Genomic DNA, 21522 nt, shown 5'->3' on the forward strand with positions numbered 1-21522 from the left:
CAACTTTAGCATACAACAAAAAAACCGGTCACCTCGTGACCGATTCAATCAGCTCCTCGGGGAGCGTTGGCATATATGTGCGAATGACACGGGCCCTATAATTGATACTGCTTAATGCGTGTGAAGGGTTACAACTTGTCCACCTGTAATAATGTTACCGGCTTCACCGTACAAGCTGGACTAATTTGCTCCTCAGTCAGTATGTTCAGTTTGATCAGGCTTTTCAGCTTATGACTGTCCACCTTGGACAGCAGTCGCCAGATGTCCGGATCGGGAAGGGACGCGTACAACTTCTGATCATCATATTCCTTGCGGTGCTGAAGCACCGTTTTCACAGTGTATCCGCCAACTTGCGTCTCATAGACACCCTGCTCCTCACAATACCCGACAATCTCATCTCGTAACACAGATAATCGTTGTTCAATTTCTTTTTGCTGCTGTTTTAGTTCAAAATAGGTTTGCACCTTCTGTTCCATACCTATCACGCTCCTCTATACCATAGGTATGCAGTGAAGGACAGTTTAGGACAATACTACAGCAGTTCATCATTTAAATATGAATTATTGCCAATAATCTTTTTAATCCGCTGCATCACACCCGGACCCATAGGAACATTAGACACTCGCTTTAATAGAATCCAGCGCAAACAAGCCATAGCTTCAAAAATCTCCGCATCGTCTGGTGTGTATTCCGATAGACTTTTGAATAGAGTACTGTACATCTTACCGTTTCGTTCCCCCGTATAGATCGTCATCAAAAAAATGGACCACGCCATATCGTACCTGGGATCACCGCGCTGCCCATTCGTCCAATCGATAATGGTATATTGATCATCTGCCTCCAGAACATTTCCCAGGTTATAATCACCATGGATCAAATGATCCTGTCTAAACTCAATCCGTTGAAGAAGGCTCGTCAGGATCTGATACATATCCTCATGCAGTTCAATGGAGGGGAAAAAATATCCAACAAAATCATATCGTGGTATGAAATTGGCATCCGCGTCACCCGTACCATTTACATCATAGCCATGCACTTGAATTAACTTTTGAGCCAATTGCTCCAGCTTGGTTTTGCTTAACTTGGCTATAGGCTCCCCGTCATAACTTGTTAACAGGACTTGATTAGAATCCACATCCATGCCCCAACCGTACGGTTTGGAGACTTGTATTCCACTCTTGTATAGTTCAGATAATAGTTCATACTGGTTGCGAATATTGGGTTTGGAGTCCTTGTTCCATATCTTTAACACATAAGAGTGATCAACGCATTCTATCTTCACAACGTCCGCTTCCAAGCCTGGTGAAAGGGGGAGCATCTTGTATGGTTTTTCAAGCTGGCAGCGAATTTCTTCGCTCAACTCCATCCAACGGATACTTTCCAGCGTTAACCTCATTTTGCCCAACCCTTCTCTGTGAAATTAGAAATATCGGCATTTGATACTCCATAGATCTTTATAATGATTTATCAAAGACCTTCTGCCACTTTTTTTCTTCATATCCGATGGCAACATAGAACCGATGCGCTGCTTCCCTTTTCCCGCTTGATCGCACGCGAATCTTGTTAAACCCGTTCATCCGTGCCCATTTCTCACATTCGCTCATGATCTTTTTACCAATTCCCGCACCTCTATGATGCTCATCGACAACCAAGCCACCAATCTCGGCAAAAGGTACACTTTCGATAGAATGTCTTCCCTGTACATGCCCCCAACCCACAACAAGGGAATCGATCTCAGCTACGCAAACAAAATGATCAGTCATTGAGCTTAGTCGATTCAACCTTTCGATGATCTCTTCTGTTGTACTGGTGTAACCCAGTTGATGGGATAATTGGCTAATACCCTCGCCATCCCCAATTCTAGCTTCTCTGCAATAAATCATAGTGTCTCCTTTTCACTCTAGTTGTCAGGTGTAATAAGTCCTTTACCAATGAAATTCGCAGACACGGGCTTCTTGTCCAATTCTCTGGACCATACGGATAATTGCCCCATATGGTGAATCTCATGAGCAATCACGTGACGCATCACTTCTCCCCACGATTCCTTGACGACGGTGCTATCCAATTCAGGATCGATGTAGGGTCTCTTTTCCATGCCGGAATCCCAGGATAGAACAAATGCCTCCACATCAGGTCTCAGCTTGCGATCGAATTGTCGTACGGCTTCCAGTGTTTTATAATTATCAAAATTCTCCATGCCATCCGGTTTGCCCTGCAATAATTGAAGCCAGCTCCACTCTACATCGATGATATGAAAAAACGTTCGCAAAATATTGCCTACTCCCCCCGTCCGAGGTCGAAGCAGCTCTTCCAGCGGTACATCCTCACACCACTGAAACCATTGCTCACGCACGATCCAGTTATAACGAAAGAAAGATTCCATTTAGCCATTCTCCTTTTCTATATAATTGAACTAAAAAATATTTACACTTGCCACTCCGATGACAGAACAACCTTCTGATCGCTGTTATCCCCAGATTTTTTGGAATCCCTTTTTCAAAGGGGAAAATCCGGGGATAAAGGCGAACGCTCCGCTTCTTCAGGTTATTTCTGCCCTCTACGTTCTCGTGTAAATGTTTAGTTCAATTTATATATCATGCTTTTTAAGTGTTTTGATCAGTTCCATATTGGCAAAAGTCTTATCTGAATGTTCAAGGTCTCCGTAAATCCCGCTAATCTGATCAAATCCCGATTTGGTCCAAAATCGTAATGCAGCCCAATTTTTGAGCGCCACGTTAATTCTGATTTCCTTATAACCAAGGTCGAAAAACAATTGGGTTAACGCATGCATCATTTCTTGTCCATAACCCTGCTTCTGGGTCTCACTATGAATATACAAAAATTCGAGATAAACGGAATTCTCCATGGGGTAGCCATGGTACAGGCTCAATACACCTATATTTTTGTTTTCCTGAATCGTACGAATGGTCTGAATTCGGTAGTTCGCCAACTTTCCCCCAGGAGGAAGATTGCCTTTCTCAAAGCATGATCTCACATAATCCGGCTCATGATCTCGTCCGTCCCATTCCTGCACATAGTTACTCGTATCAACAATGGATTGGATATCGAAAATCTCAGATTCTTTCAAATCGGAAATGAAAAGTCGCTCTGAATTCCATGCTGTTGGAATCTGTTTCATATCATCATCCCCAATCTTTTCGTGCCTTCTATCTTAACCCATGATATGGTAAAAATAAAAGAGCCGCTATCGTCGCAGCTCCCTACTCTTTTGGCTTCGTCATTCTCTTCTTTACATAGAGTAAAACATGAATTCCAGCGTATATAAACAGGACATTAAACAGATAAAGAAGAGCATTCACATAAACATTGGAAAGGAACCAGATCGTATCATCAGGTCTCTTATAATGATAATCAGTAAAAAACCGCAATGGAAAACCATACTCTGTTCGTAAAGTCCCCTCCGTGTAGGCTGTTCCTGGAATAAAGATCAAAGCTAATACAGCAAGCCAAGCTGAAAGATTAAATATTCTTTTATTAAACGTCAATTCATCTCATCCATTCATTACATTTTCGGTATCCACCACATTCGCAAACATGCTCAGAACCGAATTGTGATGATCTATAATCTGCTCAGCTTGAAGAATGTTGGAATTCCATGTGCTGTGAGCATCACGAACCAAGGTTACTGCATACCCAAGGCTACTTGCTCTGCGACAAGTCGTATCCACGCATATCTCCGTCTGCATGCCAGTCAGAATAAGATCCGTCACTCCGTTTTCTTGCAATTTCAGATTCAGATCTGTTTCGTGAAACGAATCCGGTGTCTGCTTTTCAATAATAAGGTCACCCGTGATCGGCGCAATGGACGGATGGATCGTCCAACCTGCCGTTCCACGCTCAAGGGGACTGCCTGCTCCTTCACTGTGTTGAATGTAGATAACGGAGTGACCTTTTTGCCGAGCCTTGGAAATGACATGTTGTATTCTCTGAAGCAATAAGTCCCCCCGATATACGGGATCTGATTCATCGAACATGGCTACCTGAACATCGATTACAAGAAGTGCACAATGAGTTGGCATCTTATATCCCTCCTGGAAAATAATATTAAATCAGCACTTGTTATGACTCCTTCTTCCTTTTTCGCACCGTTAACAAACCTTCCAATCCCAGATCGATCAACACAAATAGTATAGCAGCTAGGACGCCAAATAAGCTCAAAACTAACGACTCTTTAAAATTTAAAATTTCTTCTCCAGCGCCCATGAGCAAATAATAGATATACATACCTAAGACTCCAGCACATGCGTAACCCAGTATTCTCAGACTTAGATACAAGGCATGATTAACGAACTGGATTCTGCTCAACAGATAGTCCAGCAATAAAGATAACGGTAGCCCGATCAATGTGATCAGGGGAGTCGCATATACAAGATAAACAAGAATATAGAAATCAAAGCTGTAAGATTCATTCATGGATATGATACTTGCAATTAAAGTAAAACTAATGATGGTTAGAACGGTCGTCAGAAGCTTTCTTCCAATGTTCATCTCACCACTCCCATAAGGTTATCCATATACAATGAATGTTTCCTATGCGTCAGATTCTCCCGGTTGCCACCCGATTTCTTGGGACCACATATGAGCTTTCTCTAAAATGCTCCACACCATCGGTCCTTTGCCTTCCACGTATTTTGGACGCTGGTCCTTGTATAATGCCATAAGCCGGTGCTTCTCTTCTGCATATTTCAATCGATCCTCTGGATGTTCCCTCAAATAATCTCTAAAAAGCAAGTTCATCTGCTCAGAGAAACTCCCTGTTTGTCTTACATGTACATGTGTTCTCCTGCTTCCAGGCACTTCACGAAAATATCGCTTGGTTTTATCGGGATTTCCTTCTCTAAATACGAAGCCGGCCACTTCGATTTCTTGTTTGTAGTTAGGTAATTCTTCGTAATTGGAAACGGAAATTTGTATATCTATAATTGGCTTGGCGTCCATTCCGATGATGGAAGTTGATCCGACATGGTCAATCCGCACAGCCTTTTCACCCAACGCCTCTCTTAATCTCATCCCGGTTTCGAGGAACATTGGCCTCCAAGCAGGATCATACGTTGCAATTCTCCATTGATCTTCCATGTAGTCCTCCCTTCGATTTCATTAAGTATAGTTTCTATAATCATTTCTCTACACGACTCTATAAACCAAGTGAGATGTTTCCTCTCCTGAAAGAAAACCTAATCTGGTATATAAATAGTCAGCCTTATTTCCTAATGTAACGAACAAACGAATGGTTGGAGAGAAACCTTCCAGATGAGAAATCGCCTTGGATAACATATATCTTCCCAAACCCTGATTACTATAGCACGGCTTAACTGCTATATCATACACAAGAGGTATATCCTCCCACATCGAAATCAAACAAAATCCAACAACCTCGTTTGTCTTTTTATCTACTAAAACCGATGATGCATTCAATAGCTCATCCTGACGGTTATGTTCAAAATAATAACTCACGTCATCCCGATATGTATCCAGATTTCCCTCATCCATTCCTCCACGATATGATTCGTTCATGACTTGAACAATGCTTGGCAAATGTTCCAGTTGGGGTTTAATACAAATACAATCAGTATGGAGGTCATTTTCGATCTTCTCTGTAGGTCTAATCATACATTTCCTTGTGTTTAAAACTTCGAAACCAGCCGACTTCAACACATCAATATGTTCAGCCAGAACATTGTAAGCATCTACTTTTGACTGCCCCCCTGGATTTTGAATGGCATAATTCTTTAAGAAATGAACCATATCTACAGTCAACGTGGATGGAGGGATCATAAAGAAAGAACCAAGTTCATTACTTGTCAAAGAAATCCCTCCCACTCGTTGATTATCTTGATAGATCCAATAACAATCACTTGCGTCTAGCATCATTTCTTGAAGGGATGCCCAGCTCGGTCTAAACCAGATATTCTTTCTATACGTCGCAAAATACTTGGCAAAGCTAGTTTGATTCGCTGCTACTAACGAATATGAAGTCTTATCACTCATTGCCTTCTCCCTCTCTACTACAACTTACTTCTCGGTGGTTATCCAAATATGTTGTTATCTATATTTGATTCTCAGCATACAACTCATTCTTTGCTACGGCTATATAATACATAAACACGTGTTACTACACTTTTGTTTGAGAAAACACAAGAATTCAAAAAAAGAGAAGGAACAAAAGTCCCTCCCCTTACCTTTTCAGATATAATCACACTTAAATTTAGAAAACTCAGCTACAGAACCTTCTCCGCTCGCATATAGACCAATGAGCACCCCTGTAAATCCCCCGGCAACTTCCGAGGAAAGGTATTTCGTCTGTGCTGTACCTAAGAGGGTGTCCTTGCCATCTGCATGAATCAGGAAGCTGTAGCGTTCATGGCTTGCCTGTATAACCAATGTGGCATGATGATTACTTCCCAGTTCCACTTCATTTTCGACTGATTTGATATCCCCAATATTCAGACGTTCAATTACCTTATACCCGCTCTGCTCTTTGCGAATGGCCAAGTCATAATGGTGCTGTTCATCCATGTAGATGGTGATGCCTGCCTCGCCATTCGTAAGACTAACGTCAACAGAGATGGTCGCGTCAAAGTCTTTTTGACGTAGGCCAATGAATGTCGGGGATGCTGGAACATCCAGTGTCACTTCAGTTCCTTTTAACTTTATGTTGCCTTGCTCTAACAAGTAATTTTCTGTATTGGGATGACGAAGATAACACCAGTCCAGATTCCAATCCGTGTTCTCGAACGTATAGGTTTTTTTCTCTTGTTGAACAACTGTGTCAGAGATAAGATCAGTGTCAAAACTCATAAGCGTCGTACCATTATGTCCTGCCGTAAACCAGCCTTCTTCGTCAAAGGTAACTGGCGTAAGGAATACTTCCCGGCCCAGATGATGATAGGTGAGCCACTGTCCACTCTGACGGAATCCCAAATGGAAAATCCACCAGTTGCCTGCCTCGTCCTGAATCAGGTCGCCATGGCCAACCCCCTGCAGTTCATAACCACCCAGATTACGGTTGGTCAGAACAGGATTCTTGGCATAGGGCTCGAAAGGACCGGAAGGAGAATCTCCCCGCGCATATGTGACCATATGACCGTATTCGGTTCCGCCTTCAGATGCCATGAGGTAATAGTAACCATTCATTTTATACAAATGTGGGCTTTCCAGATAACGTCCGCCTGATCCTTGCCATACTGAACGACTTGGGGTCTTTTTGTTACCTGTTTCAATGTCAATTTCACACTGAATGATTCCCCCAATTCCTTCATCGTCGGTTCCGTTGCTCATAAAGAAGGCCTTACCATCTTCAAAATACAAATCCGGATCGATTCCCCCTTGATCCACAATAATCGCTTCTGACCACTCCCCGTATATATCATCAGTCCATATATAGAAATTCTGACGCGTGGTGTCGTTCGTCGTGGTCATATAGAATCGCCCGTTGTTGTATCGAATTGTGGGGGCGAAAACTCCGCCGGAGCTGCTTACGGTCTCCAGATGAATCTGGCTTTTTCGGGTTAAACAGTGACCGATTTGCGTCCAGTTCAATAAATCTTTGCTTTCAAAAAGCGGGACACCCGGAAAATACTGAAAAGAACTGCACACCAGATAATAAGTGTCATTCACCTTGCAGATGCTCGGATCTGGATAGAACCCTTTAATGACGGGATTATTGTATTTCACTTGAGCCACCTCTTTTTCTCTAATTTACATATTTAAGAATCCAACTTCATAAGCAGATAAAAAAATTAAACACTATCGCAATCATTCTTTCAATGCGTTAGAGTTGAAGAGTCAAGTTAATTTCGTTAAATTAATATATATATGATTTCAATAGATCTGGTTAGGAGATTGTTAAGGATGATCAAAGCGAACGGAGATCCAAAATTCATACCGTTATACGAAGCGCTGGCAAGCGAGGTTAGATGGAGGATCATGGATATGATTGCACCTAGCGAAATGAATGTGAAGGATATTGCAGCTGCGTTAGAACTTAGCCCCTCCATCGTCACCATGCACATACGAAAGCTTGAGCAAGCCGGACTGATCGATAGCCGTCGGATACGCCTGAATGGAGGCACGCACAAATTGTGTTTCCTCAAACAAAATAACATCGAGATCGAACTACCATCCGCCAGCCGGACAGCAAGGATTAGAGAGCAGACGATTTCGGTAGGACACTATACTGCATTTGAAGTCTATCCTACCTGCGGTCTTGGGACGCATGAGAAAGAAATCGGTGTTTGGGACGACCCACGCTACTTTCTTGATCCTGAGCGGGTTCACGCTGCCATCCTTTGGTTTGGAAGAGGTTATGTCGAATACAAAACACCTAACTATATGCTTCCTGACGAGACTGCTAACTCCATTGAGATTTCAGTGGAACTGGCTTCTGAAGCCCCGGGTTTAAGAGATCATTGGCCATCGGATATCCAATTTACGTTTAACGACATTTCGCTTGGAACGTGGACAAGCCCCGCTGACTTCGGAAGAGCTGCCCGAGGCAAATATACACCAACATGGTGGCATCGTAATGTGAATCAATATGGATTATTAAAGACAATTCGTGTTGATAGCTCGGGTACGTATATGGATGGAGAGCGGATGTCAGACGTGACGATCGAGGATATCCAACTGGAGCAGCCATTTTGGACGCTTCGTTTCACGGTTGACGAGGAGGGGGCTAACGTCGGAGGATTAACACTTTATGGTTCCGGGTTCGGCAATCATGACCAGGATATTGTCATACGCGTACAACGCTAATCTTTCTTAATGTAGTAACGAATAATCCCGTTCTTCTCTTCAAACGTATTCCTTTGAATGAACGGGATACTGCTTTACGTAGTTAAAGAAGCTTTCTATATTCAACACCATGAACATGAATCAACACGTTCTGGGCTGCCAATCTTTCAAATAAATTCAACATATCCCCAAAGGGATTTTCGAAATAGGCAATCAGGTGTTCATAATTTGCAGTGGATTTCAAAAAGTTATAAAAAAAATAAGGGTCCATGTTACCCACATCATTTTTACTGCCGAGGGAAACCTCCAACGTTTGCCCTGTTTCTGCATTCTCGAACATGCAATGCTCTCCATGGACATCGAAATGCCAGTTTCCACTCAAATATTCTTCACCGTTTAATACTTCTTCATTAGAAAGCAAGTGGTACGCTCCATCTATGATCTCTGATTTTTCAGCCTGGCTGGTTTCCGAAATCAATTTATCGATCAGTTCTTGTGCAACCCTTTTGTATGTTTCCATCGCTTCCAATAATGTATCAGTTGTTTCTTTGGTTAAAGCGTGCATCTCTTACCTCCTGCTTGTAACGGTTGTCTTGAAGTCCCTTCAATGTGGCCCTATGTTTGTTTTTATTCTTTGTACTTGGTGCTCCAACGGATAGAGCTATTGACGACTCGAACGCATCGCCTTTACATGTTTTAAACTGCTGTCGTTTAAGAACTCTTTATAGGCTTCGGATTCAACGGCGTAGATCGCCACTTTTCCTTGTGAGTTATGATGAATACCCCAACCGTAACGCTTACCCAACGAAGAAGTACGAAGACAGGGTTGTCCCTTAGAGAAAAACTTGGTTCTCTCTATGGATCTTTGTTCGTCGGGTATATGATTGCGCTGCGCGAACACTTCAAACATGACATCCTCTTGCGTATATTGATAAGGGTGGTTTGTTAGCATTTCATATTGTAAAACTGGAACGGTTTTGCCGCCGTTTTTGGCTTTGGGGATCTCTGCCACTTTAACAGGACAATCTTCTGCTGCTGCAATAAAAGTTTCATAATAGTTCATGTCTTTCATCTATATATCCTCCCATCTATTCAAAAAAAATATGGATACGAATATACAATCAAGCTTGAGCTGTTTTATAAATATTTCTTAAAAGCCTTGCTGGATTCCCCATCGTACCCTAACTTCGTGTAGAAGCCGTGTGCTTCGTACCTGGATGAACCACTGGTGAGAAACACCTTTATACAATTTTTCTGTTTGCATACATCCTCTATATACTTCATAAGTTCAGATCCATATCCCTTGCTCTGCACATGCTCCGTAATGATAACCCGCTCAACCACGCCAAAAGGTCTATTTTCCACCAAAGCATCCAGACAAATATGTAAATGCGCAGTCCCGATAACCTGATCATCGACTTCGTAAACAAATAAGAAACTGTTGGGATTATCCCTTACTTCTTCAATCCGCTCCGCCAGTACCTTCGTATTCAGGTTGTTCGGTAATAATTCTTTGTACAACCTTTCAATAACCTCGACATCCCTTGCTTCGGCCTCTCTGATCATCAGGTACCACTCCTCAATTTATATAATAACTTAATATGATGTCACCATTGTCCTCGAATTCACCCGTCTCCTGAAACCCGGATTTCTTATATAAAGCGTTTGCCACCATGTTGTGTGGCACATGAGATACCCTGATTTGCTTGCAATCGGTTCTCTCTTTTAACTTATGAATCACTTCCTTGATCGCCAGTTTGGCGTATCCTTTCCCCTGGTATTTCTCATCAATCATGAATCGAAGTATCCAATAAAACCCGTCATTATATATCTCATTATCAAATAAAATAAAACCCACCATGCGGTCCTCTGCAAAAATTCCATATGGCTTCGAGGTGATCTCCTTCGTCGCATGTATTAAGGAGTCTGCATTACTTGCTACCAAATTCAGTTGGTCTTCACGCGGTTTAAGCTGGATACACTCTAATTCGTTTTCTGGGGTTATAAGTTGTAGGTGCACTTGCTCTGTTGACACATCAATCTCTCCTTGCGCTCAAATGATGACTAGATCCATCATAACCCAAAAAGTGGTATATGCGAACAGTTTCTTCCTCTTTTTTCACCTGCTGATTAGCAGTTCTTTCCTTACAGATCCAGAACAAAAAAACCACGGTTTCCCGTGGTCCATCCATTCGAGTATGCTCTATTCTACTGATCCACTTACCAGTCTTCCTTCAAACCATACCGCTTGTCGCGCAGACCTTCTGGCAACCGCCTCTGCCGAGCAGCTGGCTTCTACCAGTACAAAACTAGCTGTATCCCCTACCTTCGGCCATACCTGTTGGCCCTCTGAATCCAGTGGAGTGATACCACTTGTGACAAATGCAAGAGACTGAGCCAAGGAGCGTTCATCGTTATACCCGTACAGTTCGGCGAAACGGCCGGCTTTCTCCAGTTGATCTCCATTGCCAAACGGTGACCAGTGATCCGTCAGACTGTCTGTCGCCAGCTTCACGTTCACCCCATGTTTATGGAGCATCGGAAGGGGCATCATCATTTTACCGATAGGCACGGTAGAAGCAACGTTCATACCAAGGGAAGCCATCCGCATGGCCATATTTTCCGCTTCTTGCTGCTCCGCACGAGCGAACCAGAACGCATGACTTACGGTAACTTTACCCTGAAGTCCTGCTTCTTCGGTCAAGTCAGCCAATTGTAGCAACGTTTGTTTACCCGGTTCTCCAGAATCATGCAAATGAATATCGATGCCTGCCTGATACTGGACAGCCAGTTCGACCATTACATTTAGCGATTTCTCAATATGCTCGTCCACAGTGTGAGGATCAAGTCCACCTACATGAGTAGCCCCTTCCGCCATGGCTTGACGCATGAGTTCAACCGAATTAGAGCGGAGAAGTCCATGCTGCGGGAAAGCGACGATTTCAGAGGATATTTTGCCCGAAAATGACTCCAATGCCTGCTTTGTAGCTTCCAGCCGTTTCAACCCACTGACTGGTTCAATATTGCAATGACTGCGAACATGGGTGGAACCGTATCCCTGAATCAGGCTCAGAATGCTCTCCGCCTGACGCTTTGCATCGGGTAATAGCTTGGGAAGCAACACTTTCTCTTCTTCGATACGTTCGAAAATGCTGGAGATGCGTCGAACCGCTTTCCATGGTGCATCATAATACGTTTTATCCAAATGAATATGGGCTTCCTCGAACGAAGGCAGCAGCAGCAATCCTTTACCATCAACCTGCGGCAACTTGCTTGTTAATTCCGTATCCCCGTCCATGATGGCTGCAATGACTCCATCTTCAATCCGCAGATGACCAAGGCTCGTCCGGGTGCCAGTTACCTGCCCGTCTTCCATCACATAACTTTGCTCCAATGATACGTTGGTTAACCAGTATTCCTGCTTCAACATGGTCACTCCCTCTTTCCACTCGGTCTATCTAGCATCGAGTACCGATTCATCTTCTGTGGTCAATGGTACCATAGGACCTCATTCAGCAAAAATAGTTAAAACGTTGGTGTTCCATACGATTATCGTCTAGATATTATTGGACTTCCCCATTAGTATACGAAGTGTAATATATCCCAAAACTTGAATCACAAATACCATAGCCACAAATTCAACCAGAATGCTGTTGCCTGCATTTAAATCAGTCATGATATCCTTCAAAATTAGACCGGGTTGCTTCAAGACATCCCAACTATTCCACCGATTAAATCTCCCGATGTATACCCCTAGACTGCTCAGAAGTAATACAACGCCTACAACTACCATACCGCTAAATGGGTTTAATCGTTTATTTAACAATTTGTGAATTTGATGTATCGAGCAAATGGATAGAAGTAAACCCAGTATGGCTAAGACAAATGTTAGGCTGAGGCTATACCAGAAATCAATATTAACCCAGAATTTAGTTTCCCCCTGAGGATCAAAGTATCTGAATGCATGCAAAATTTCTGTGAAAAGATATGCCGAATTCGGTAGAAAGAACAGCCAGCATGCACACATCACCCCAACTAGTGCGATGCTCGTTCTTGTAAGTTTCCTATTGCTTACATAACTAATCGTTGATGAAATGATGAATGGAACCCAAGCTAAAAAAATGTCCCACGTTAAAAATTGATACATGTTCGTGTTTGATTTGGTACGTAAGTAGACAGCAACAAGTAGACAACCTATAGTAGCAACGATTAAAACACTACTCATTTTTAAATAAATCGTATTTTTATTATTGTTCATTTCTTCGCTTCGATTTCCCTTTCCTTGGTGGTATGCAAGTGCAGTCCCTGATAACCTGATCATCGATTTCATAAACGAACTGTGACTCCGCCTTCCTAGTAATACACGTCCATCATAACCCAAAATGTGGTATATGCGAAAATAGCGGCGTGAACCCAGAAGGAAGACAAAAACTTTACTTTCGCAATATTTCCGTTCATCTTCCATTCCTCTACCATTAGAGAATGCAAAAAAACAGGCACTAGGGAAGTGCCTGTACATATTTAGAACCAAGCTGAGTACTTAGCTAATAGTTCACCGCTTCTTTTTTATATGAAAATATGATGATCAGAAATTAAACCGCGCATGGCCGCCATCCGTCACGCCTTCAATCTGTTCAATATCCAGCAGTCTTCGCTTCATCTCCAGTCCTCCGCGAAAACCGGTCAGCTTGCGGTTGGCACCGATAATGCGATGACACGGCAGCAGCACTGGAATGGGGTTGGCTCCATTGGCTGCCCCAACAGCTCGTACCGCTGAAGGTCTTCCCACCGCAGCAGCAATCTCGCCATAGGTTCTTGTCTCACCATATGGAACATTTCCCAACTCCGCCCATACCTGCTGTTGGAATGTTGTTCCGATCAAATCAAGTGGAATTTCGTCTGTGAAAGCCACCTTGTCTCCCGCAAAATAGGATTGCAGCCAATCCATCATGCCCGTCTGCTTCAACGCTGCTTCATTCTCTTCGAGCTCCACTCCAGGAGCAATTCGGCCAATCCAACTACTCCAATCTTCCAGCGTTTCATTGGGCATGATGACCCGGCATAGCCCTTTTTCGGTGGCAAGCAATACCCACGGACGACCGTCTAACTCCATTTTGGTCCACATGATGCTCTTTCTCATACGTCAATCGTCCTTTCCCCTCGTAGGTTTTTTATCTGGTTTCTTTTCTCGTTATGCACACATACTACACACGAACCGTTTTTTTCATTTTCCGTTTCATGCTGCGGATGATCTGCTTCGTCTCCGGATCAACACGATAGGACTCCGTTATTTTCTGAAGAGCCTTATTATACGTAAAGTCGTCCAAGGTATTGTCCTGCAAATAACGCATCGTGGCTTCTGGCTGTTTCACATACGCGATGGAAATTGCCCAGGCCACTGCCATTTTCACATAGTACCCTTCGTGATGAATGGTATCTAATGAAGCAAGCACTCTGCTGATATATTTTTCTTCCATATAAAAGTTCAACAGCATTACAACCCCGAAGCGAATGTCATATTCCTGGTTGGATACCAGATAGGGCTGCAAGAACTGCCACACTTGATCCAGATGTGCCTTTGTATATTTCAAACCACCGCAGAAACTGTCGCATACTGACCAGTTATCTATTTTGGGAACAAACCAGGCAATATGCTGCAGGAGTTCCTCGATATCTGCTTGGGCATGACCGATGACCATCGCTTGCAACATCACTTCTTCAAAATAATCATCATCGGCGGTTTTCAGGTAGGCACGCCAGTCCTCTTTGACGATTTGTTTCGCCATCTTGCGTATTTCAGGCAGTCTCACACCTAACAGATTCGTGATATTCGGAATGAGCGCAGCCGAGAATTTCTGATATTCCGGTTCGACCAGAGATAACAATTGTGTTCTTACAACCGATTCCACATGTCTCCTCCTCATCGGGTTTTCTACAACAAGTATATCCCGGCAGCATCCATTTGTAAGCCCATATCGAATGTTTTAGCAAGATTACAATATCCATTTCTCGTGGTCACTGTTTAACTTTCATTCCATTTCGTTTAAGAATACGGAGTTGTATCCATTTAGAAAGGAGACTACATATGAATCGATCCCATCCCAAAAAAGATTTTTCGGTTGAAGAGATTACGGAGCTCCTTGTGCAATTCGTGCAAACCCAAAACCTGACCGAGTTTTATAAATGGGCCAAAGAACTTCATCCCTATGACCTTTCTCTCGTATATAAAAAGTTCCCTGAACAAGAGACGAAACGCTTCTTGCTCTTATTCAAACCGGACGTGCTCGCCGACATGGCAGAAGCGCTCACGCTTCACGAACAGGTGCATCTATTCGAACAGTTAGGCCCAGAGCGCACTCTTGAAGTCATGCAGCAAATGGACAAAAGTGATCTGATTCGCTTCATGCATGATCTGCCCCTCCAACGCAGAGAAGAACTGCTGTCCAATATGAATCTCGATCATTCCGCCATTATCCGCTCCGTGCTGAACTATCCACCGGAAACGGCTGGACGGATCATGACCGATCGTTACCGTACGCTGTTATCGCATGAAACCGCAAAGGAAGCACTTAGAGAATCGCAGGCTACGCTGCACATTCCTGCAACCAGTTATCTGTATGTCACCGATGATGAAGGCAAACTGGTCGGAGTCGTGAGTTATCAATCCCTTGCTCAGGCAGATGATAACACCAAAGTAGAAGAGCTGATGACTCGGCGTGTCATCCATGCAACAGTTGATATGGACCAGGAAGAAGCTGCACAGCTGTTGCAACGTTATGAGTTTATGGCTTTACCTGTCGTGGATGAAAACCGCAGATTATGCGGTGTTATCCAAATGGATGATGTCATTGATATTATTATGGACGAAGCCAGTGAAGACATCGCCAAGATGGGTGGCGGCAGTAAAGACATCGATTTTGATACCAAACCATTGGTTGCCGTCAGACGTCGCCTTCCATGGCTGATTTTATTGTTATTTATCGGATTGATCTCAGGTAGCATCGTGGATTTTTTCGAAGACACGCTGAATCAGGTTGTGGCACTGGCGTTCTTCATGCCCATGATAGCCGGTATGACGGGGAATACGGGTACACAATCCCTTGCAGTGGTTGTACGTGGCTTGATTGGACGCAAGCTGGACAAGGCCACAGTGCTCGCGCTTATTGGCCGAGAGATTAAAGTAGGCACAATGATTGGACTTGTATGCGGTTTGCTGATCACGGTCATCGCCTATTTCTGGCAAGGTGACTGGCTGCTCGGAGCGATTATTGGAGTATCACTATTCTTCACCCTGGTTATCGGAACACTGACCGGTACTTGTATTCCTCTTCTGCTCAGTCGTTTCAAAGTGGACCCTGCGGTTGCCTCCGGCCCATTAATCACAACGTTGAATGATATATTGTCGTTGTTTATCTATTTCGGCATCGCTACTCGTTTTCTGGATGCCTTAATGTAAATTAACCTTTCAGTCTTTATTCATTGAACAGTTGTTTTGCTACAGTAACCAAAAGACTCAACTTCCTATGCACATGTAAAGAAGTTGAGTCTTTTGGTGTTATTTTCAATCTAAAAGAGAACTGCCTTATGCTTCATTTTAATGTATTTGCTATTTTAACTAATGTTTGATAATCGTAAAACGGTTCAAGATTGTTGTTTTTCCCTGAAATAAGAGAGTAAGTTAAACCCTCGTTTCTCCAATAGATGGCACTTACATTTCCGTCTCCTTGGTCCCATGTTTGAGAGCCATTAGATAATTTCAAACCTTTCTTCCCCTTCGGAGGCGTATCCACCTTTGAGTTTGTAATCATAGTGATCAGGTTCAATCCTTCATCGGTATTGGCATACGTGATTTCTACTGCTTCAAATGTACCATTGGTATCTAAAATCCTTGCTGATTTTTGAGTAACTTGGAAAGGAACTGACGGTTGTTTGATTTCAAAAGGGGTCCTGGCTTCAGCCTCTTCAAATGAAATTTCAACTGGAGGACTCAGATCCAAATTATTGATTGGTTGGTCACCTTCCCCATTTTTAAAGCAAGCAGACAATAAAAGAGGTATCATACATAGGAACAGCAACTTACTTACAGTTTTCAATTAATCACCTCGATATCAAAGTAGTTACTTCCATGACGTTTCTATTAGCTGGAAAGTTATGTTTTTTTTCCTGCTCATGTGCAATCTGCTGCAATAATGTACTATAAGCCAATGCCTCCCCGGAGTATGATCATGTAACTACAACTCGGGGAGGCCCTATGAATCTTACATCTTTTTTCATCTATTGTATTGTCGTTACCTTCACACCAGGCCCCAGCAATATTGTGATTCTCACTTCCGTCGGACAGGTTGGTCCCCGGAAAACGATGGAGTATGTGTGGGGTGCCACCGTTGCATTTGGCTTATTACTTGCTGCTTCTGCTCTTCTCAATCATGTACTTGCTGAGGTATTGCCTGGTATTCTCCAAGTGATGCAGATCGTGGGTAGTGTTTATATGATATATCTGGCTTATCAAGTCTATAAAATGGGTTCCACCGAGACGGGATCGAAGCAAGTTACGGGGTTTCTAAACGGTTTAATCATGCAGTTTGTGAATCCAAAAGTAGTTCTGTTCACGTTCACAGTTATTCCCAGTTATGTTCTGCCGTACTACGATAGCACCATGTCAACGTTTCTGTTCGTGATCATTATTACCATCATCGGCTTCCTGGCCTATTCCAGTTGGGCCGTGTTTGGCTCCATCTTCAGAACCTTACTTAATCGTCATCAAAAAGCAGTGAGTATCCTAATGGCCCTTTTTTTGTTATACTCAGCCATTATGGTATCGGGAATCATCTAACGCGCGGGAGGTGTGTGCAGCATGGAATTGTTTAACTATAAGAAATCACAGGACGTACTGGCTCTATCCGCCAGCTTTACGGATTTCACCTATAAAAAGCATTGCCACGAGGAATATGCAGTAGGAGTCACGCTTCGCGGTATTCAGCAATACCATCTGGACGGACATTATCAGGCCTCCCACAAAAACGGCGTGATGTTATTCAACCGGGAGCAGTCCCACGATGGAAGTTCCTATGACAAAGCCGGTATAGATTATGTCATGCTATATCTGAAGCCGGATTTGGTCGAAGAGGTTCTAGGGAAAAAGGAATTGCGTTTTAATAGCCCCATCGTCTATGACCCTGTGCTTGCACGAAGCATCCTGATGCTGAATGATGCTATTCAAAAAGGACAGGATGAAGCGAAATGCAGTGAACTGCTCTTGGGCCTGTTGCAATTACTCTCCCAGTCGGAAATGGACACCAAGTTGTGGCGGCCTCAGGACAATCTGGTTCGAAAAGCGAAAGAGATGATGTTTTGCAGTATTGAAGATGTGCTGAAACTGGACGACCTGTGTGCGGAATTCAACATGTCCAAGTTTCAATTTATCCGCGAGTTCAAGTCCCATGCTGGCATATCGCCTTACCAGTTTTTTCTGAATTGCAAGGTGGAGCGTGCCAGACAGTCCATTGAAACGCATAAGGATGTTTACTCCGCTGTAGCCGAATGTGGTTTTGTCGACCTGACTCATCTGAACAGACACTTTAAACGAGTATTCGGTATCACGGCTTATGAATATATGCTGCAGTTAAACTAATTGAATCGGTACGATTATCCGACCAAATGTATTAAATCCCCGCTTGGAACGCGAGTTTACCTCAATGTTCCACACGGGGATTTTCTTTTCCCTTCCGTTGCCGTACTACCATTCTCCCTTAAATCAGATCCTAACATTCACGCGCGCTTCTTCCTTCTCCAGATCCAGCCGCTTACCAATACAAGCAATAGAATAACCCCACCATATATTATGAGATAAAATGACCAACTTCGTCCTTGATCGGTTTCTTCAAAATCATCCTGACTCACTACTTTTCCTGCTCCCAGTAGCTTTAAGGAGTCTCCAGCTTGATCAATGGAAACATTGCCACTGCAAAGATTCGTATGCAACTTATCGTCCATTTTATTCTGATAAGCAAAGATCAGATAGGATTGGTTCTTATCCAATTGAATCCCACAAGATTCCGAACCGGCATCATTACCCATGACAGTCATTCGTTTAGAAGAAACACCCTTCCATGCGGTATCCACTTCAAAGGTATATGCTCTCACTCGGTCAGTGCTAAATATCTGCACCCCACCCCTTTTCACCACTTTACCTGTAAAAACCGCCGTAGACGTCTTCAATTTCTCTTGGGCGTTCGATTCTACGCAGCTGCAAGCATAAGCTTTCTCCCCAGGAAATACCGTGTAACCCAATCCAACCAACAACAATATCAATGCAAACCATACTAAGCGCTTCATCCTTTCACCCCCGGCTCAGATTGCAACACCCTTCTTGTAATCGTTCACATTTTGTTTGAAGCTATATTTATTGTAAGATTATAGCATAATACGAATATTGTATTGAGCATCATCAGAATTCAGACACCTTGGAGGAAACCGTCACTTGAATCAGACTTTGAAAAAGAATATCTCCATCCCGCTGCTCGTTGCAGCGTTATGTCTCATTGCATTTGTAAGCATCGCCCTGTCCATCAGCGACAACCAGATCCACGTCTTTGACGATACCTTGATTGGTTGGATACAGGGCATGGAATCACCCGGAATGACACGATTGATGCAGCTCTTTACCTGGATTGGCAGCGAGGTGCCTGTGGTTGTCATTACCATTCTCGCCATGCTTGTGCTGTATATCTACCTCAGGCACAAACGCGAGCTGCTCTTCCTGGCTTGTGTTATTGCGGGCTCGACTTTGCTCAATGCATTGATTAAGCTAGTATTCCAGCGCGCCAGACCTACGATTAACCGGATTATTGAGGTGAGTGGTTATAGCTTCCCCAGTGGCCATTCCATGGCAGCGTTCAGCTTGTATGGCGGCCTGGCCTTCTTAATCTGGAAGCATGTACCGACAGCGACTGGACGCGTACTCATGATTATCCTGAGTGCGATCTTCATCCTGACGATTGGAATGAGCCGAATTTATTTGGGGGTGCACTATCCCAGTGATGTCGTGGGTGGGTACTTTCTGAGTGGATGCTGGCTTGCCGTATGCATATGGTTCTATCAGCGACATCTGGAACGCCTTTCCCTGTTACAGTCCAAACCTCTCGCTTAGGCTTTTTCGATCACCATGCAACGATCCAACCCATGCTTGAAAACAAACCAAACGTAAAGAACCTTATGGGTGCATCAGGCACCAATGAGGTTCTTTTACGTCATTATGAATCTATTTTACAGTGGCAACCTAGAGCTCCTCGCCATTGGATTCAATGACTTTTTTGTACCAGTGGAAGCTCTTCTTGGGTGTTCTGCTCAAATCACCATTGCCATCATTGTCCTTGTTCACATGAATGAAACCATAGCGCTTCTTCATCTCGCCTGTGGATGCGCTGACCAAATCGATACATCCCCACATCGTGTAAGCGATAAGCTCCACACCGTCGGCAACGGCTTCTTTCATTTGTTCGATGTGACCTCTCAAATAATCAATGCGATAGTCATCCTGAATGGAGCCATCTTCCTCTACTACATCCACTGCACCCAATCCGTTCTCCACAACCATCAATGGAATCTGATAACGGTCATACAGGTGATTCAGCGTGTAACGCAATCCTTTAGGATCGATCTGCCAGCCCCAGTCGGAAGCTTCCAGATACGGATTTTTGATGCCGCCCAGCAGATTTCCCTCTGCTCTATCCAACGACTCATCCGCACTCTCGACCAAGGACATGTAATAGCTAAAGGAATAGAAGTCCACGCAGCCTTCACGCAGAGTCTGTGCATCTTCCGGCTGCATCTCGATCTGGATGCCTTCTTCGGCGAAGAAACGTTTGGCGAATCCAGGGTATGCTCCACGAACCTGTACGTCTCCACAGATCATGTTGGACAGCTGGTCCTTCTTCTGCGCGAGCAAAATATCGTCCGGGTTGCATGTTTTCGGATATGTTGTCATGAAAGCGACCATACAGCCGATTTGGAAATCAGGATTGATTTCATGTCCCAGCTTCACCGCTTTTGCACTTGCAACAAATTGGTGATGCAGCGCCTGGAAGCGGGTCTGAGGATCATCAACACCATCGATCAAAGTCTCTTTGCCTTCAAAAAGGATACCTGCAGCCATATAAGCCCCCATTGGCATCGTCAGACAGTTAATCTCATTAAAGGTCAGCCAGTATTTCACCTGATCTTTGTATCGGTTGAAGAGGGTTGTACAATATCGGATATAACAATCAATCACTTCGCGCGAAGCCCAACCGTTATATTTCTGGGTCAGACCAAATGGTGTCTCGTAGTGAGAAATGGTCACGAGCGGCTCAATGTTGTACTTTTTCAACTCGGCAAAGACGTTATCATAGAACTGCAATCCCTCTTCGTTTGGCTCCAGATCATAACCGTTCGGGTAGATTCTGGACCAGTTAATGGACATGCGGAACATTTTGAAACCCATTTCGGCCATCAGGGCAATATCCTCTTTGTAATGACCATAAAAATCAACCGCTTCATGGCTCGGATAATACGTGCCCTCTTCCAGTACAGGCGTAATCCGCCGTGGTGTTGTGTGCGTTCCACCTGTCATCATATCGGAAGTACTTGGGCCTTTACCACCCTTGTCCCATCCACCTTCAAACTGATTGGCAGCCGTAGCGCCACCCCAGAAAAATCCGTCTTTCATCGACATCATCAATTCCTCCTTCATGATCTTTCTAACACTATACATCCAGTGTACCACCCATA

General features: G+C 43.7%; 26 protein-coding genes. 5 read left to right on the top strand and 21 right to left on the bottom strand.

Annotated features, from left to right (window positions below; translation table 11 throughout):
• Positions 1-128 precede the first annotated feature (128 nt).
• The 10 genes from HP548_RS26955 to HP548_RS33965 all read right to left on the bottom strand — a co-directional run bounded on the left by HP548_RS26955 (position 129) and on the right by HP548_RS33965 (position 7695).
• Positions 129-476: a hypothetical protein gene (locus tag HP548_RS26955; RefSeq protein ID WP_175383333.1), complete on the bottom strand. Its 348-nt coding sequence runs from the start codon at positions 474-476 to the stop codon at positions 129-131.
• 56 nt (positions 477-532) lie between these two features.
• Positions 533-1396 carry an aminoglycoside phosphotransferase family protein gene (locus tag HP548_RS26960; RefSeq protein ID WP_246318222.1) on the bottom strand — a complete coding sequence of 288 codons (864 nt, stop codon included), beginning with the start codon at positions 1394-1396 and terminating at the stop codon, positions 533-535.
• Between the two features lie 58 nt (positions 1397-1454).
• Positions 1455-1883 (bottom strand): GNAT family N-acetyltransferase, encoded by a 429-nt coding sequence (locus HP548_RS26965; RefSeq protein ID WP_175383334.1) that lies wholly within the window; start codon positions 1881-1883, stop codon positions 1455-1457.
• A gap of 17 nt (positions 1884-1900) precedes the next feature.
• Complete coding sequence (locus HP548_RS26970; RefSeq protein ID WP_175383335.1) at positions 1901-2383, bottom strand: DinB family protein; 483 nt, start codon at positions 2381-2383, stop codon at positions 1901-1903.
• A 204-nt stretch (positions 2384-2587) separates the two neighbouring features.
• Complete coding sequence (locus HP548_RS26975; RefSeq protein WP_175383336.1) at positions 2588-3139, bottom strand: GNAT family N-acetyltransferase; 552 nt, start codon at positions 3137-3139, stop codon at positions 2588-2590.
• Positions 3140-3512: 373 nt separating this feature from the next.
• Positions 3513-4040: a cysteine hydrolase family protein gene (locus tag HP548_RS26980; RefSeq protein WP_175383337.1), complete on the bottom strand. Its 528-nt coding sequence runs from the start codon at positions 4038-4040 to the stop codon at positions 3513-3515.
• 40 nt (positions 4041-4080) lie between these two features.
• On the bottom strand, positions 4081-4509 hold the full coding sequence (locus HP548_RS26985) for a hypothetical protein (protein WP_063565278.1): 429 nt from the start codon (positions 4507-4509) through the stop codon (positions 4081-4083).
• Positions 4510-4551: 42 nt separating this feature from the next.
• Entirely contained in the window at positions 4552-5097 is a 546-nt protein-coding gene (locus HP548_RS26990) for a GrpB family protein (protein WP_175383338.1), read from the bottom strand.
• 48 nt (positions 5098-5145) lie between these two features.
• The gene (locus HP548_RS26995; RefSeq protein ID WP_175383339.1) at positions 5146-6009 is read right to left on the bottom strand and encodes a GNAT family N-acetyltransferase; all 864 of its coding nucleotides are present in this window, start codon (positions 6007-6009) and stop codon (positions 5146-5148) included.
• 195 nt (positions 6010-6204) lie between these two features.
• Complete coding sequence (locus tag HP548_RS33965) at positions 6205-7695, bottom strand: family 43 glycosylhydrolase (protein WP_175383340.1); 1491 nt, start codon at positions 7693-7695, stop codon at positions 6205-6207.
• A gap of 177 nt (positions 7696-7872) precedes the next feature.
• Here HP548_RS33965 and HP548_RS27005 point away from each other — a divergent pair, with 177 nt between their 5' ends.
• Positions 7873-8775 (top strand): ArsR/SmtB family transcription factor, encoded by a 903-nt coding sequence (locus tag HP548_RS27005; protein WP_175383341.1) that lies wholly within the window; start codon positions 7873-7875, stop codon positions 8773-8775.
• Between the two features lie 82 nt (positions 8776-8857).
• Here HP548_RS27005 and HP548_RS27010 read toward each other — a convergent pair whose 3' ends face one another.
• The 8 genes from HP548_RS27010 to HP548_RS27045 form a co-directional block, all read right to left on the bottom strand.
• Positions 8858-9319, bottom strand: a complete 462-nt coding sequence (locus HP548_RS27010) for a DUF6896 domain-containing protein (protein ID WP_175383342.1) — start codon at positions 9317-9319, stop codon at positions 8858-8860.
• A gap of 96 nt (positions 9320-9415) precedes the next feature.
• Positions 9416-9826 carry a DUF6157 family protein gene (locus HP548_RS27015; RefSeq protein ID WP_175383343.1) on the bottom strand — a complete coding sequence of 137 codons (411 nt, stop codon included), beginning with the start codon at positions 9824-9826 and terminating at the stop codon, positions 9416-9418.
• A 65-nt stretch (positions 9827-9891) separates the two neighbouring features.
• Positions 9892-10320, bottom strand: coding sequence for a GNAT family N-acetyltransferase (locus HP548_RS27020; RefSeq protein WP_076287833.1), 429 nt, complete (start codon positions 10318-10320; stop codon positions 9892-9894).
• A 13-nt stretch (positions 10321-10333) separates the two neighbouring features.
• Positions 10334-10789 (bottom strand): GNAT family N-acetyltransferase, encoded by a 456-nt coding sequence (locus HP548_RS33525; RefSeq protein ID WP_175383344.1) that lies wholly within the window; start codon positions 10787-10789, stop codon positions 10334-10336.
• A gap of 168 nt (positions 10790-10957) precedes the next feature.
• Positions 10958-12184, bottom strand: coding sequence for an amidohydrolase (locus tag HP548_RS27030; protein ID WP_175383345.1), 1227 nt, complete (start codon positions 12182-12184; stop codon positions 10958-10960).
• Positions 12185-12310: 126 nt separating this feature from the next.
• A complete protein-coding gene (locus HP548_RS33970) occupies positions 12311-13273 on the bottom strand; it encodes a DUF1361 domain-containing protein (protein WP_343054943.1) in 963 nt (320 codons plus the stop codon).
• A 66-nt stretch (positions 13274-13339) separates the two neighbouring features.
• A complete protein-coding gene (locus tag HP548_RS27040; protein WP_246318223.1) occupies positions 13340-13879 on the bottom strand; it encodes a methylated-DNA--[protein]-cysteine S-methyltransferase in 540 nt (179 codons plus the stop codon).
• 79 nt (positions 13880-13958) lie between these two features.
• On the bottom strand, positions 13959-14663 hold the full coding sequence (locus HP548_RS27045) for a DNA alkylation repair protein (protein ID WP_175383348.1): 705 nt from the start codon (positions 14661-14663) through the stop codon (positions 13959-13961).
• Between the two features lie 176 nt (positions 14664-14839).
• Here HP548_RS27045 and mgtE point away from each other — a divergent pair, with 176 nt between their 5' ends.
• Entirely contained in the window at positions 14840-16210 is a 1371-nt protein-coding gene (gene mgtE, locus HP548_RS27050; RefSeq protein ID WP_064635927.1) for a magnesium transporter, read from the top strand.
• A 133-nt stretch (positions 16211-16343) separates the two neighbouring features.
• On the opposite strand, the gene HP548_RS27055 is transcribed toward mgtE, so the two are convergent.
• Positions 16344-16847, bottom strand: coding sequence for a hypothetical protein (locus HP548_RS27055; RefSeq protein ID WP_175383349.1), 504 nt, complete (start codon positions 16845-16847; stop codon positions 16344-16346).
• A gap of 158 nt (positions 16848-17005) precedes the next feature.
• Here HP548_RS27055 and HP548_RS27060 point away from each other — a divergent pair, with 158 nt between their 5' ends.
• Positions 17006-17587, top strand: coding sequence for a LysE family translocator (locus HP548_RS27060; RefSeq protein ID WP_076287827.1), 582 nt, complete (start codon positions 17006-17008; stop codon positions 17585-17587).
• Positions 17588-17608: 21 nt separating this feature from the next.
• Positions 17609-18385, top strand: coding sequence for an AraC family transcriptional regulator (locus HP548_RS27065; RefSeq protein WP_076287826.1), 777 nt, complete (start codon positions 17609-17611; stop codon positions 18383-18385).
• 137 nt (positions 18386-18522) lie between these two features.
• Here the strand turns inward: HP548_RS27065 and HP548_RS27070 are convergent, their stop codons facing one another.
• Positions 18523-19089, bottom strand: coding sequence for a hypothetical protein (locus HP548_RS27070; protein WP_175383350.1), 567 nt, complete (start codon positions 19087-19089; stop codon positions 18523-18525).
• Positions 19090-19234: 145 nt separating this feature from the next.
• Between HP548_RS27070 and HP548_RS27075 the strand changes: the two genes are divergently transcribed.
• A complete protein-coding gene (locus HP548_RS27075; RefSeq protein ID WP_175383351.1) occupies positions 19235-19903 on the top strand; it encodes a phosphatase PAP2 family protein in 669 nt (222 codons plus the stop codon).
• 129 nt (positions 19904-20032) lie between these two features.
• Here the strand turns inward: HP548_RS27075 and HP548_RS27080 are convergent, their stop codons facing one another.
• Positions 20033-21484 (bottom strand): glycoside hydrolase family 1 protein, encoded by a 1452-nt coding sequence (locus tag HP548_RS27080; RefSeq protein WP_409347679.1) that lies wholly within the window; start codon positions 21482-21484, stop codon positions 20033-20035.
• Between the last annotated feature and the right edge of the window lie 38 nt (positions 21485-21522).

The sequence above is a fragment of the Paenibacillus taichungensis genome (assembly GCF_013359905.1).
Lineage (GTDB): Bacteria > Bacillota > Bacilli > Paenibacillales > Paenibacillaceae > Paenibacillus > Paenibacillus taichungensis.